Source organism: Halomonas tibetensis (assembly GCF_042643535.1).
Classification (GTDB): Bacteria; Pseudomonadota; Gammaproteobacteria; order Pseudomonadales; family Halomonadaceae; genus Halomonas; species Halomonas tibetensis.
Genome location: NZ_JBHRSQ010000012.1, coordinates 231455 through 245582 on the forward strand (window position 1 = coordinate 231455; position 14128 = coordinate 245582).

At 67.1% G+C, this 14128-nt stretch carries 9 protein-coding genes; 3 read left to right on the plus strand and 6 right to left on the minus strand.

Going from position 1 to position 14128, the window contains the following annotated elements; genetic code table 11:
- Window positions 1-14: 14 nt before the first annotated feature.
- Window positions 15-1166 (minus strand): acyltransferase family protein, encoded by a 1152-nt coding sequence (locus ACFODV_RS10200; RefSeq protein WP_379758557.1) that lies wholly within the window; start codon window positions 1164-1166, stop codon window positions 15-17.
- 107 nt (window positions 1167-1273) lie between these two features.
- Window positions 1274-1561, minus strand: a complete 288-nt coding sequence (locus ACFODV_RS10205) for a coiled coil domain-containing protein (RefSeq protein ID WP_379758560.1) — start codon at window positions 1559-1561, stop codon at window positions 1274-1276.
- 264 nt (window positions 1562-1825) lie between these two features.
- On the opposite strand from ACFODV_RS10205, the gene ACFODV_RS10210 reads away from it, so the two are divergent.
- The 3 genes from ACFODV_RS10210 (at window position 1826) to ACFODV_RS10220 (ending at window position 3070) form a co-directional block, all read left to right on the plus strand.
- Entirely contained in the window at window positions 1826-2155 is a 330-nt protein-coding gene (locus ACFODV_RS10210) for a DUF427 domain-containing protein (protein ID WP_379758563.1), read from the plus strand.
- Window positions 2156-2307: 152 nt separating this feature from the next.
- Entirely contained in the window at window positions 2308-2658 is a 351-nt protein-coding gene (locus tag ACFODV_RS10215; protein WP_449271894.1) for a cupin domain-containing protein, read from the plus strand.
- A 190-nt stretch (window positions 2659-2848) separates the two neighbouring features.
- Window positions 2849-3070: a GDCCVxC domain-containing (seleno)protein gene (locus ACFODV_RS10220; RefSeq protein ID WP_379758569.1), complete on the plus strand. Its 222-nt coding sequence runs from the start codon at window positions 2849-2851 to the stop codon at window positions 3068-3070.
- Window positions 3071-3193: 123 nt separating this feature from the next.
- Here ACFODV_RS10220 and ACFODV_RS10225 read toward each other — a convergent pair whose 3' ends face one another.
- The 4 genes from ACFODV_RS10225 to ACFODV_RS10240 form a co-directional block, all read right to left on the minus strand.
- Complete coding sequence (locus tag ACFODV_RS10225) at window positions 3194-5542, minus strand: AAA family ATPase (protein WP_379758572.1); 2349 nt, start codon at window positions 5540-5542, stop codon at window positions 3194-3196.
- Window positions 5539-9354 (minus strand): exodeoxyribonuclease V subunit beta, encoded by a 3816-nt coding sequence (recB, locus tag ACFODV_RS10230; protein WP_379758575.1) that lies wholly within the window; start codon window positions 9352-9354, stop codon window positions 5539-5541. The genes ACFODV_RS10225 and recB overlap by 4 nt, the downstream gene beginning before the upstream one ends.
- Window positions 9351-12962 carry an exodeoxyribonuclease V subunit gamma gene (gene recC, locus ACFODV_RS10235; RefSeq protein ID WP_379758578.1) on the minus strand — a complete coding sequence of 1204 codons (3612 nt, stop codon included), beginning with the start codon at window positions 12960-12962 and terminating at the stop codon, window positions 9351-9353. Before recC ends, recB begins: the two co-directional genes overlap by 4 nt.
- 112 nt (window positions 12963-13074) lie before the next feature.
- Window positions 13075-14103, minus strand: coding sequence for a Brp/Blh family beta-carotene 15,15'-dioxygenase (locus ACFODV_RS10240; RefSeq protein ID WP_379758581.1), 1029 nt, complete (start codon window positions 14101-14103; stop codon window positions 13075-13077).
- Between the last annotated feature and the right edge of the window lie 25 nt (window positions 14104-14128).

Sequence of the window (14128 nt, forward strand, 5' to 3'; positions counted from 1 at the left end):
GGTTGATGCAGTGGCTACATCCGTAGTGCTTTTCCGCCGATCAGATAAACCACCCGCCCCATCCGCCTCACGCCGAGATAGATAGCGATCGACAGGCCGTAGACGCTAACGGCGAGCAGCAGGAACTTGACGGGCCATGGCCAGGCCAGTTCCGCGATCAGTGCCAGCCCGACCAGGGTGATCGGGAAGTGCAGCACGTAGACCGGGAAGACGGCTGGACCCAGGAAGCGCAGCGCCGGGCGGTCGAACTGGAGATAGCGTGCCGCCAGTCCCAGGAAGGCGAGGCACCACAGCCAGGTGTTGATGCCGCTGATGGCAGTGAACAGCACGTGCCCGGGGTGAAACGCGGGGGCGAAGCCATCACTCGCCCAGCCTCCCTGCGCCATCGCCAGGCCGCCTGCCGGCGAGGCGTCGATCTCCATGGCCAGCATGACCACTTCCGCGGCGAAGCAGACGACACCCGCGGCCATCAGCCAGTAGGCTCGCTTGGCCAGCCAGGCAAGAATGTTGTGATGATGGGCGCCGATCACGTAGCCGGATGCGAAGATCCACAGGTACCAGGCGAACTGATATCCATCCCCGGCGATCGCCGACAGGTAAGGCTTGAGCACCAACGTGATGAGCGTGGCACCGACCGCCATGGTACCCAGCACCCGAGGGACCGATGACGGAGCCGGCTGCCACCGGTCCAGGAGAAAGCGGAAGGGCCAGAGTATCAGCGTGTAGAGCGTCAGGTTGTACAGAAACCAGAGATGGCCGACCTGCCTCGGCTCAGGGTCCAGGAGCCACGCTGCCCAGAAGGTAAGAAACGACCCCGGCGCGTCGCCGGTGGCCGATGCGAGGGTGTAGCCATAGGTCACGTTCAACACGAAGGTGCCAAACAGCGCCGGCACCATCAGGCGTGCCACTCGGCCAGCCAGAGGGCGAATACCAACCACATGCCGTGTGGCAAACCAGGTGCCGATGCCGGAGATCAGGAAGAGCAGCGGCAAGCGCCAGCTCTGGCTGAAATAGACGAAGAGGTTGAGCAGCGGCCCGCCCAAATCGTTGTTGACGACGCCGTAAATGTCGGCGCCGATGTCGATAAAGCCGACGGCGACATGGTGCAGTACCAGCAGCGCAAAGAGCAGAACGCGCAGCCAGTCCAGGTCTACCCTTCGTTCCATGGTGGCTCCGGGAAGAACATGCTCAACACGCCTGCTCGATCTGCGGGCTGCCACTCCTTATCGGCAGCCCTCGTCCGATGTTCTATGGCTTCGAGGGGCGTGCTCGGTCACTTGAAGCGAGAACGCGCCTTCTCGAGGGATTGGCTCAGCGAATCCCAGGCGCGCTCAGCGCCGGCCTTGATATCGTCCCAGGCATCGTCGCTTGAGTCGCGCAGCTCCTTGAGCTTCGCGCGCATCTCCTCGCGCTTCGCCTCGAGCCGGTCGATCTCTTCCTCCCTGTCGATACGCGCATCGGCCTCGGCGCTCTTGGCCCTGGCCTTCAGCTTGTCCACTTCAGCCTGCAGTTCATCCAGCTTGGCCTGCAGCTTCTGCTCGTAGGCTTCCTTGTTGCTCATGGGGCCCCTCCTTTCCGTTTTCCGGTTCATGGAACCTTGAAGATAGCCCGCCGCGGAGCCGACAGGTAGCGTACTTATCAGGATGACATACTCCTCGGGGGCCGACGCAAGCCGCGGCGCGCGCCCCTTGCCAAGCCTGATCCATGTCACAGACGACCTTTCGATACTCACCCTTAGACCAACGCTGTAAGTGATATGCCAACGCCGCCGCGTTCGCGGGCTGCTAACCTGTCAAAAATACGAGAAAACGCACAGGGAACGATCATGGACGATGCCCACGAGCCGAGTATCACGCTCCACCCACATTCTCACCGGGTGCAGGCCGTCATCGACGGCACTCGGCTCGCCAACACCACCCGCGCCATCGAACTCCGCGAACGCGGCTACCCGCCGCGGCAGTACCTCCCCCGCGATGATGTTCGCATGGACCTGCTGACCCCCTCCGAGACCGTGACCCACTGCCCGTTGAAGGGTGATGCTTCGTACTTCTCGTTTGGCGAGCGTAAGGATGTGGCGTGGAGTTATGAACGGCCTTTGGAGGAGTTGAAGGGCATCGCGATGAGGGTGGTGTTTTATGGGGCGGAGTGCGAATGACGGCTATCGACCCAAAGCAGCCATGCCGGTAAAGACAGCAGGCACGTTCATCGGGGATATGCAGCATGCGTGATAATTGGTGTTGAATTCTCGGATACAGTTGTACTGTAATAAATTTTCAAACCAATTAGATTTTTGGAAGGGATATGGGAATGGAATCAAGAATATTTTCGGTAGCAAAACATATTCGTCCATCTGACGGCGAACCAATTCGTTCAGTAGTTCTGGAAACCAAAGACTCAGCAGTTGTTGTTTGGCATGCCCATCCTGGGCAAGAAATAGCCGCTCATATTCACCCCCACGGCCAAGATACTTGGACAGTTATCTCTGGAGAAGCTGAATATTACCAAGGAGGCGGCATAGTCGCTCATCTAAAGGCTGGAGATATTGCCATAGCAAAACCTGGGCAAGTACATGGCGCTTTAAATTCTGGTTCAGAGCCGTTTATATTTGTCTCAGTGGTTGCATCTGGCAACGCGGGTTTTGCGTTGGCCGAAAAATAGTCTTTCTTAAATGTGCGTCCAAGAGAGTTCTAACTCATTGTTCAACCCAGACACGCGCCAACAAGCTTGCCGCATCGCGGCAGATGGTGCGCGCTGGTTAACGCGGCGTTATAGGTCTGGCCAATTTCCGTACTGAGCCTCGTCCAATGTGGTTTGAGCGAAAATTCACACCTTTCAGGAGGGTATGGCTATGGTCGATATAGTTTTGGAATCAACAATCAAATGTCCAAGCTGTGGCCACGAGAAAACAGAAACCATGCCTACCGACTCATGCCAGTATTTTTACGAGTGTGAGTCTTGTCATGTTTTACTGAAGCCAAAGCATGGAGACTGCTGTGTCTTTTGTTCATACGGCACGGTACCGTGCCCGCCAATTCAACAAGGGTCAGGGTGTTGTGCTCCTGGCCTATAACAAATTGCTGCACGCGGAAAAAATTCTCGCTACGCTCCCCATTTTCCGGTGAGAAAAGCGTTATACATCAGGAAAACTCAATGGCTGTTTTTGGCCGAAAGGCGCCATTGCCTCTCCCAGCGACTACCCCTTTCCCAACCCACTTACCCGCATCACTCTTCTCTCCACGGCATCCATTAGCTGTCCTCGCCCTGTTTCGACCAGGGTGAGCCAGTGGCGGGCGCGGGTGATGCCGGTGTAGACCAGTTCGCGGGTGAGAATCGGGTTGGGGGCGTCGGGGAGCAGCAGGGCGGTGTGAGTGAACTCCGAGCCCTGGGACTTGTGCACCGTCATCGCATAGACCGTCTCTACCGCCTGCAGGCGGCTGGGCAGAACCCACTTGATCTGGCCGCTGCCATCAGTGGCGGGGAAGGCGACACGCAGCGCCGGGGCGCGGTTGGCGCCTTCGGCTGACGCTCCAGCTTGCGGCAGCGCCAGGGTGATGCCGATATCGCCGTTCATCAGCCCCAGGCCGTAGTCGTTGCGGGTGACCAGCACCGGGCGGCCGGGATAGCAGAGTCGGCGGCCGTCGCCGGTGTCGATCAATTCTTCCTTCTCCAGCGCAGCGCGGATGCGCTCGTTCAACCCCTCCACGCCCCAGGGGCCGCGGCGCAGAGCGCAGAGCAGCTGGAACTGGCCGTGGGCGGCCAGCACCGCACGGGCCCAGTCGTCCAGGGCCTCGCGGTCGATCTCGCCGTCTGCTCCAGTGGTGGGCGCGGCGGCCTTCATGATCTCGAGATAGTGGCGATAGCCTACCGGCGGCGGAAGGGCGTGGCCGTTCACCACGCGGCCCTCGCCTCCGCTCTTTCCTCGATCAGGGAAGCCCGCGGCGTGGCCCGAAACCACCAGGCGTTCCAGGTTGCGGTCGCCGTCGGTGTCGAGCTTCAGATGGGAGAGGTCGGCGTAGCCGTGGCCAAGAACGCTGCGGATCGCGGCGCGCTTCCCCCTGATCGGGGTGTTGCGGCCTGACGCTTGTTCTTCATGGTTCACCGCGCTGGCCAGCTGGCCGATGCCGCTCTCGGCGTCGAAGCGGTGGCTGACCCGCAGCATGGCGATGGCCTGGTCCAGCGGGGCGCCTGCTGCGTCGAGCATCTCGGGCGGCAGCGCCTGGCCGGTGGCTTCGGCGAGCCAGTCGGCGGTTTCTGGCGTGTAGTGGCCGCCTTCGGCCCGGGCGCACAGGTCGCCCAGCACGGAGCCGGCTTCCACCGAGGCGAGCTGGTCCTTGTCGCCCAGCAGCACCAGGCGGGCCCGGTGCGGTAGGGCGTCGAGCAGGGCGGCCATCATCTCCACGTCGACCATGGAGGCCTCGTCCACCACCAGCACGTCCAGCGGCAGGGGGTTGCGGGCGTTATGGCGGAAGTGGCGGGTATCGGGGCGCGAGCCCAGCAGGCGGTGCAGGGTGGTGACCTCGGTGGGGATGGCTTTTCGAAGGGTGTCGACACCGCCTTCGCCGAAGTGTCGGACCATCACTGAACTGCGCTCCCACAGGGGGACACTGCCTTCCGTTGCCTCGGGGGCATCCAGCAGATGGGTCAGGTCCTCCAGCTGCAGGGAACTGACCTGCCCGGCGATGGATTCGTTGAGGCGTGCGGCGGCCTTGCCGGTGGGGGCGGCCAGGCGGATGCGCAGCGCGCGGCGGCCTTCGCCCAGGGCCAGGGTCTGCAGCAGGGCGAGCAGCTTGACCACGGTGGTGGTCTTGCCGGTGCCGGGGCCGCCGGTGATCACGGCGAAGGGCGAGCGGGCGGCCAGGGCGCAGGCGGCCTTCTGCCAGTCCAGGGTGGTGCTGGCAGGGAAGAGTGCGTCGAGAGCTGAGGCCAGGGTGGCGGTGCTGGCTGTGTGGGTGGACTCCGCCGGGCGCCTGTCGGCGCCATTCGTCGAGGCGTCGAACCGGCAATGAATTGCGCTCCCACAGGTTTCCTTCCCCAGCGTCTCGACAGTTTCCTTTTCCAGCCTGGCGGCGATGTGGTACTGGATGGAGCGCTCGTGGTGCCAGTAGCGGCGCAGGTAGAGCCGGGTGCCGTCGAGCACCAGCGGGGTGTTGCCGGGGCCGTGGCCGATGATCAGCGGGTGGTCGAGGCTGGCCTGCCAGTCGGCGAGGGTGAGCTCGCCGAGCAGCTGGCTGGGCCGGGGCGACGGGTCCTCCAGGCTGTCGCCCTCCGGCGGCAGGGAGAGGGCCAGGTCCGGTTCGGCCAGGGTCTGTGCCAGGTCCAGGCAGACATGGCCGCGGCCGAGCTGGTGGCTGGCCAGCGCCGCGGCCAGCAGCAGCGGGGCGGAGGCATCGGGCACCTCGCGGGCGAGGAAGGCGGCGAAGGCGCGGTCCAGGGCGCGCAACCAGCCGCGGGTTACCCAGCGGTCAAGCAGGGCGAACAGCGCCTGCGGGTTGCGCAGGGCATCGGCGGTGGCGGCATCGGCGGTGGGTGAGTGGTCACTCATGGCTGTGCCTCCACGGCGGTGGCGGTCTCGGGGGCGCGGAACAGGGCGTCCAGCGCCTCGATCAGCTCGCGGGATGGGCGCTCGCGGTGCACGCCGCGGGAGGGGGCGTGCTGGCCGCGCAGGAACACATAGAGCGCCCCGCCCAGGTGGCGGTCGATGTCGTAGTCCGGCAGCCGCGAGCGGAGCAGGCGGTGCAGGGCCAGCAGGTAGAGGCAGTACTGCAGGTCGTAGCGCTTCTCGCGCACCGCCTCGGCCATGGCCGCCTCGGAGTAGGCCTCGTCGTCGCGGCCCAGGTGGTTGGACTTCCAGTCCAGCACGTAGAAGCGCCCCTCGTGCTCCACCACCATGTCGATGAAGCCCTTGAGCATGCCGTTGAGCCGGTCGCTTTCCAGCGCCGGCCGGGCGGCACCGCCCAGTGTGTGAGCGCTCACGAGGGCGTCCAGACGGGCGGTATCGACCCTGTGGGCGGCGAACCAGAACTCCAGCTCCACCTGATAGTGAGCGCTCTCCAACCGCTCCAGGCGCAGTGGCGAAACCGATCCCTCGGGGGCGTTCGGCACCGGCAGCTCGCAGGCCAGCAGCCCGCGCAGCCAGGCCTGCAGCGCCGGGATGCGCTCGCGCCAGCCGCGCAGGTTGGCGCGCCGCGCCAGGGTGTCGTCCAGGCGCTCGGGCTCCGCGGCCAGCCGGGCGAAGCCTTCCCGGCCGGCCCACTCCAGCAGGCCGTGCAGGAAGGTGCCCGCTGCTGGCCCTCTCGGGAACACGTGAAGCGAAGACTGACTTGCCGTCGTGGGCGAATGGGTCGAGTCCTGGGGCTCGTCGCTCATCTCCCGGGCGGTGGCTTCCAGAGCCGTCTCGGGTTCTTCCAGAAGAGTGGGCGCTTCCTCTCCCCCGCCGATGCGCTCGCCGCCAATTCTTTCGCCGCCCATTCTTTCGCCGCCCCGGCGCAGCGCGGAGTAGCTGGAAATCCACCAGTGCTCCCGGGCGCGTCGGGTCGGCGTGAGTGCTTCGCGCAGGGCCTCGCCGTTCGTCTCCACGGGCACCATGAGGTCGCCGGGTTCGGGCGCCGGCGCCACGTGCAGCTCCGTCTCTGGCGCTCCCTGGGCGAGGGGGAAGAGGGCATCTAGCAGGCCGTCTGGCGAGAGCGGCGCGCCGGCGGTGAGCACCTGGCCGATGGCGCTGCGCTCCAGCCCCTTGAGCGGGGCGATGCCCAGCCAGGTGGCATGGCGGGCGCGGGTCAGGGCCACGTAGAGCTTTCGCAGGTCTTCTCCCAGCCGCTCGTCGTCGGCCCGGGTCAGCACCGTCTCGTCGGGCGCCAGGGAGAGGTGGCGCCGGCCCTGGTCGTCGTGCCAGGTGAGCGGCAGGTCGCCGGCCTTTTTCTCGCGGAAGGCGCAGATAAAGGGCAGGAAGACCAGCGGGTACTCGAGCCCCTTGGACTTGTGAATGGTGATGACCTGCACCAGGTCGGCGTCGCTCTCCAGTCGCAGGCGGTGGGTGTCGGCCTGCGGGGGCGGGTGGGTGCGAGCCTCGCTGAGGTGGCGCAGCAGGGCGTGCTCGCCGTCGAGCTCGGCGCTGGCCTGCTGCAACAGCTCGCCCAGGTGCAGCAGGTCGGTCAGGTGCCGCTCGCCGCTGGCGCTCTTCAGCAGCCGGGTGGGGACGGCGAAGTCCGCCAGCAGCCGGTGCAGCATGGGCAGCACGCCCTGGCGCTGCCACTGGCGGTGATAGGCCCGGAACTGCAGCACCCGCTCTTCCCAGGCCAGCTCGTCATGCTGCAGGGCATCGAGGTCGTGATTTACCATGCCCAGGCTGGGCATGGCCAGGGCGGCATGCAGGCGACGCTCGCTGTCGGGCTCGGCGCAGGCGGCCAGCCACACCTCCAGTTCCAGGGCCGCCGGGGTCTCGAAGACACCCTCCTTGTCGGAGAGATAGACGCTGCGGATGCCGCGCTGGAGCAGTGCGCCGCGGATCGCCCTGGCCTCGCCCGCGTTGTTGACCAGCACGGCGAGATCCGAGGGCTTGAGCGCGCGGAAGGGCTTGTCGGTTTCGCTGAAGCCGGTGCGGCCCTGCTGGCCCTCGCAGAGCAGCTCGGCCATTCGGGTGGCGCAGCGCGCGGCCATCTCCTTGAAATAGGCGCCCTTGCTGAGCTCTTCGCTTGGCCCCTCGGCCTGGCCGCTCGCTGAATGCCCGCTTTTTAAATGCCAGAGCGTCATGGCGGGCAGTGGCTCGCCGTCGCGGGTCAGGGAATCCTTTCTGCCCTTTGCCCCCACGGGTAAAAAAGGCACCGGGTTGTCGCCCTGGGGCGAGCGGAAGAGGAAGGCGCCGCGGCCGGCGGGGTGGGATTCGGCGAAGCGGAACACCCGGTTGACCGCCTCCACCATGGCGGTGGACGAGCGGAAGTTGGTGCCCAGGGTAACGTGACGACCGGCGGTGTCGCGCCGCGCCTGCAGGTAGGTGTGGATATCCGCACCGCGGAAGGCGTAGATCGCCTGCTTGGGGTCGCCGATCAGCAGAATGCCGCTGGGGGCGTCGGGATCGGGGGCCTCGGCCAGCCGATAGACATGGTCGAAAAGCCGGTACTGCACCGGGTCGGTATCCTGGAACTCGTCCACCAGGGCCACCGGGAACTGACGGCGCACGTGCGCCGCCAGCGCCTCGCCGGAGGGGCCGGCGAAGGCGCGATCGAGGCGTTCGAGCAGGTCGTCGGGGCCCAGCTCGGCACGGCGCTGCTGCATGCGCTCTCGCCGCTCACTCATCCAGCGCACGGCGTGGGCCAGCAGGTCGGCGTGGGCGTCGGGCAGGGCCTCGAGTTGGCTCGGCAGCTCGGCCAGGGCGTGCAGCGCGGGATGGTCCAGGGGCTCGCCCTGCTTCCAGATCTCGGCGATGCCCTCCGGGGTCAGGCGCTTCCAGGCGGTGTCGGTCAGCGCCGGGGTGGCGAGCTCGGGATCAAAGGCCCAGTCGCGCAGCTTCGCCAGCCAGTCCGCGCGACTCTTGCTGTTGAGCTTGCGCTGGTCGAAGGCCTTGGCGGCGGCGCCGGTCTCCAGCGCTTCCGAGAGCGCATCCACCCAGGCGGGCCAGGGCGCCTTGAGCGAAGCCAGCACGCGGGTGCGTTCGGCCTGCATGGCGGCCAGGGCGCCGGCGGGGGGCAGGGCGTCGGGCAGCAGGTCGGCGTCGCCCTGCAGGCGGCGCACGTCTTCGGCCAGGGCGTCCGGGGTCTCCCAGTAGCGGGTAACTACCGCCAGGGCCTCGGCGTCCAGGGCGTAGTAGAAGCTGCGCCAGTAGTCCCGGGCGACCTCCAGCTCGAGCTCGGACTGGTCGAGGTTCATCTCCAGGGAGAAGAGGCTGCCGCTCTCGAAGGCGTGCTCGCGCAGCATGCGGTGGCACCAGGAGTGGATGGTGGAGACCGCGGCCTCGTCCATCCACTCGGCGGCCAGCTGCAGTCGGCGGGCGCAAGCCGACCAACGCTCCTCCGGGTAGCTGTCGCGCAGGGCCAGCAAGGGGTCAGACCCTTCAGTGGACTTTGGGGTCTGACCCCAATGAGGGCTTAGGAAGGCATCGGCGGCTTCTACCAGCCGGGCGCGGATGCGGTCGCGCAGCTCTCGGGTGGCGGCGTTGGTGAAGGTCACCACCAGGATCTCCGGCGGGGTGAGGGCGCGGGGGAAGCTCTCGGCGTCCGTGTCGTCCCGCGGGCCCAGCACCAGGCGCACATAGAGCAGGGCGATGGTGAAGGTCTTGCCGGTGCCGGCGCTGGCCTCGATCAGCCGGCTGCCTGTAAGCGGCAGGCGGATCGGGTCGAGGATCGGGGGAGTGCCGCTCATCTCTTCTCCTTCGGCTTGCGTACCGCGTGTAATAGCGGGGCGTAGAGCCGTTCGGCCAGCTCGGCGAAGCCACCGCTCTCCGTTGAGCGAAGCATGGCCTCAAGCTCGGACCACTGGCGCAGCAGGTAGGGGTCGCGGCCGCGCTCGCCGTGGTCGTTGTTGAAGCCGCTGCCGTAGAAAACGGTGTTGGCGGCCTTCCAGGCCTTGTCGTCCTCTTCGGTGGCCTCGCCGGCGAGGCAGCGGGCCATGGCCTGGGGCGTGCCGCCCTTCTCCAGCCAGGCGAAGGCGGTGTCCCGGGCCAGCGGCAGCGGCGTGGCCATGCCGCGCTGCCAGGCCGCGGCGATGACGGCGAGGTGGTCGCGGGCCTCGTCGGCGGGCAGCGGGGTGAGGGTGCCGCCACCGGCCCGGGAGAGCAGCCGTGTGGTCATGGGCCCCTCGAGCTGGCCGGCCAGGTGGGCGACCCAGGGGGTGAGCCAGTGCTTCCAGTGGTACTTGCCCTTGTTGATCAGGCTGCTGGTGGTGAGCAGCACTCGGCAGCGCTCCGTGGCGTCATTGACGCGCAGCTCGCCCAGCCAGTCCTCCAACTGGAGGCCATCGCCCAGGGCATCTCGAAGATCGAGCGATACGTCCAGTGGCTCGTCCATGGCGTGGGGCCATTCATCGAGCACCTTTCGGTAATCGGCGAATAAGGAGTCCATGGGCTCGACGAGGCTGTCGCGCATGCGCTCGGCGAAGCCTCCCATGGCCAGGCGCCCCTGGCGCTCGAGGCGCTCCAGGGCGACCAGCATGGCGGGCTCATGGGGCTCGCCGGCCTCCACCGCCTCGCGGCTCGCCTCGATCAGCGCGTGCTGCAGCTGCCAGTGGTCGAGGCCGCCGAGGGCGAAGGGCTCGTGGTCGAGCCGCTCCATGGCTTCCGTTTCGAGAAAGACCTTGAGCCGAGTGTTGGTGAAGGCCTGCACCGGTGCCTTGAGGAAGTTGCCGAGCTGGATCAGGGTCAGCGGGCTGTCCTGCTGGAAGGGAGCCAGCGCCGGTTCCGCGGCCGGCGCTGGCTCTGCGTCGGGGCGGTGCAGCTCTCGCCACTCGTGGGCGAAGGTGGCCAATGAAGAGCCTTTCCGGAAATACTCGATGCTGAAGGGCTGCAGCGGATGCTCGGTGGTCAGGGCGGCAAGCAGCGCCTTGCCTGCGTCCTGCTCGTTGTCGTTATTGACCTCGACATCCGCCAGCGTCCAACCGCGGGCGAGGTGGTCGCGCAGCTGGCCGAGCAGCACAGAGGGCGGCTGCTCGCTGTTGTCGATGATGCTGCGACCCACCCAGCTGATGCTCAGCCGGTCGCGCGCTGAGAGCAGCGCCTCCAGGAAGAGATAGCGGTCGTCCTCGCGGCGCGAGCGGTCGCCGGGGCGGTAGTCCTGGGCCATCAGGTCGATGTCCAGCGGGCGCTGGGTGCGCGGGTAGTCGGCATCGTTCATGCCCAGCAGGCAGACGTGGCGGAAGGGGATGGCGCGCATCGGCATCAGGGTGGCGATGTTCACCGCCCCGGCCAGGAAACGCTGGGAGAGGCTCGCCTCGTCCACCTGGGCGAGCCAGTGCTCGCGCACCACCGAGAGCGGCAGAGGCTCGCTGAGCTCGGCCTCCTCGGCGCTCTCCTGCCAGGCGTCCAGCGCCTGTTCCAGGCGTGTCAGCGCCATCAGGTCCTGGTCGGAATCCGCCAGAAAGCAGGCCTCCAGCAGGCCGCGAAGCCGCTCGCCCCAGGTGGTCACATCACAGGGGTCGGCAAGCGTGCGCCATTGGGCTTTCAGGGTGTCGATCAACGTGACCAGCGGGCCGGCCAGCGCGGCTTCGAGACCGCCGATGTCATCAAAGGGTTCCACCCCCTGCCAGGGCCCGTCGGCGGCGTTGCCCACCGCATAGCCCAGCAGCAGCCGGCGCAGGCCGAAGGCCCAGGTGTTGGCGGTGAGGCCTTCCGGCAGGTCGAGGCTCTGGCGCTGGCGGGCGTCGAGCCCCCAGCGGATACCGGCGCCCTCGATCCAGCGGCGCAGGGTGGGCAGGCCGCTCTCGGGGATGGCGAAGCGCGCGCGGATGGCCGGCACCTCCAGGAGGTCGAGCAGGTCGCTCACCGAGAGGCGCAGCTCCGGCAGGCGCAGCAGCTGTTCGAGGGCGATCAGCAGCGGCAGGCGGTGACGGCTGGCCTGGTCGGAGAGGGTGAAGGGGATATGGCGCGGGTCGTCGGGGTCCAGCCGGCCTAACACCGCCTGCACCGCGGCGGCGTACTGATCGACATCCGGCACCATCACCAGGATGTCGCGGGGCTTGAGAGTAGGATCCTCGCTGAAGGCGGCGAGCAGCTGGTCGTGGAGGATCTCCACCTCGCGCAGGGCGCTGTGGGCGACCTGGAAGCGCAGCGAATGGTCGCGGGCCGGGTCCACGGCGGGCCAGGTCTCGCGGGTCTCTGCCAGCGGGCGCAGCTCGAGGATGTCGTCCTGCAGCTGGCGCAGCAGGCTGGGCTCGGCCTTTTCTGGTGCCTCACCCAGCGGCGAATCGAAGAGGTCGATGCGCAGGGCCTCGCCCTCGAAGAGGCCGCGGTAGGCCTGCTGCTCGTCGAACTCGTCCAGCAGGCGCAGGTAGTCGCGGCCCTGCTTGCCCCAGGCGGCGAGCAGCGGCTGGGCGTGCAGGTGCAGCTCGGTCTCGGCGAGCTCTGCCGGCATGCCGGGGCGGCGCTGCTGGCGGCGTCCCGCCGCTCTCAAAAGGTCCTTGTGCTCGATGATGTCGGCCCAGTAGTGGCGGCAGGGGTTGTGCACGCAGAGCAGCACCTGGCTGACCCGCGCCATTGCGGCGAGCGCCTCCAGGGTCTGAGCGGGCAGCGAGGAGATGCCGAAGACGATGACCCGGCGCGGTAGCCCCGGTGGAGGGCTGGCTGAGTCGAGCCTCTGGCACGCCTCGAGGAAGCGGGCATGCACCGTCGCGCGGCTGGAGGAGATGCCCGCTTCTCCCTGGGTGTGTGAAATGTCATCACGCAGTGCCCGCCACAGCTCGGCCTGCCAGCGCTGCGCCTCGTCCAGGGGGCGCTTCTCGCCCCGGGCGGTGATGATCACGTCGTCGCCCGCCGCCCAGGCGGTCAGCCAGTCGGCCCGGTAGACCTGGTACTGGTCGAAGAGGTCGGCCAGGCGCTCGGCCAGCTGGTGGCGCTTGCGCAGGTCGTCGTCCTGGGCCAGGAAGCGCGCCAGGGGGGCGAAGACGGGGGAGTCCAGCAGGGCGGGCAGCAGGCGCATCAGCCGCCACTGCAGCCGCGGCTTGTCGAAGGGGGAGACCGGCGGTACCTCACTCTCACCGAGCGCGGCCCGGTAGGCCTGCCACAGGAAGCGCGCCGGCAGGGTCACGTCCAAGGCGGCGGCGATGCCGGCACCGCCGTTGACCTCGTCCTCAGCCAGGGCCAGCTTGAGCCACTGGCTGATGCCGTTGCTCTGCACCAGGATCGTCTCGTTCTCCAGCGGCCCCAGCGGGTGGCGGCGCATCCACGCCACCGCCAGGCCGCGCAGGGCCTCCAGGCGGTTGCCGTGGATCACCATAAAGCCGGGTTCGAGTTCAGGGCCCTGGAGAGCGGTGAGGGGCATGGCGCGGTTCCTTCGCTGGGTGCCGGAAACAACAGACCCCTTATGTTGCCACAGCGGGGGGTGAGATGGGCCACCCCCTCGTCATGTCAGCGGGTCGATGGATGTCCGGTGGCTAGGGGCTATGCGAAGGGCTATGCGAAGGGCTTTGCGAGGGGTTTTGCGAAAGGCTTTGCGAGGGGCTGTGCGAGGTGACAGGGGGCGACCACAGTGCCACCAGCAAGGCATGCGGAACGGTGAGGACGGCCAGCCCCCAGAACATGACCCTTACCCCTTCTGACAACCAGGCCATTTCCCGGTCTGGCTGCATCTCCAGCAGAAACCACCAGGCGCCGAGGCTCAGCGCTATCGCCCCGAGCGTTGCGGGTGTCGCGAGTCTCGCCAGTTTCTTGATATCGACATCTACCTGCCTGGCCCGCAGCGAGGTCATCAGCATGATGAAATGCCGGATGCTGTGGATGGCGCAGAAATAGAACGCGAACGCCAGGAGCGGTGGAAGCAGCACCGATACGGCAGCCAGCGTGCTCAACTCCATCAGCACGGCTAGCCGGCCGCGTTTCCGGGTGGTGACGACTGCCACGGCAAACAGCACGATCCATACGGCCATCAGCGCGTATCCGGTCACCTGGACGACCGTCACCAGCGCGCCGGGGTCGTACTGCAGCAACCAGGCAAACATCACCGCCACCTGCTCGGCATGGCCCGCCATGGGACCCACGATTGGCAGGCTGCCGCTCAACCAGGCGGCCAGGCGTGGCGCTCCCGGCGGAAGGAACGGGATATCCGTCGTGGCGAAGTGCGCCACCGACATCAGCAGGAATCCCGCCAGTGCCAGCTCGGGCTGCCACCAGATAAAGGCGACGGCCAGCAGCATGAGGAGACAATAGCTTCCCAGCCACAGTACATTGCCCCGGCCCAGCGTCCGCTTGAGGTCGGCCATGATGATCGGATCGGCTCCCCCGTGGGACATGCCGAAGGCCATCACGGGCAGCAGTGCGATCCAGAACTGCTGGCCCAGGGTCATCTCCGGCAGCCACGCCGCCATCACTGCCAGCAAGATGGCCGCCACGATGATCCCATGGCGATGGCGCTTGCCGCTGTGGACTGCCCAGCCGGGCAGGGAGAATGGCGTGTCGGCTGGCATGGCAACCTCCGGTGAGTCGAACGGT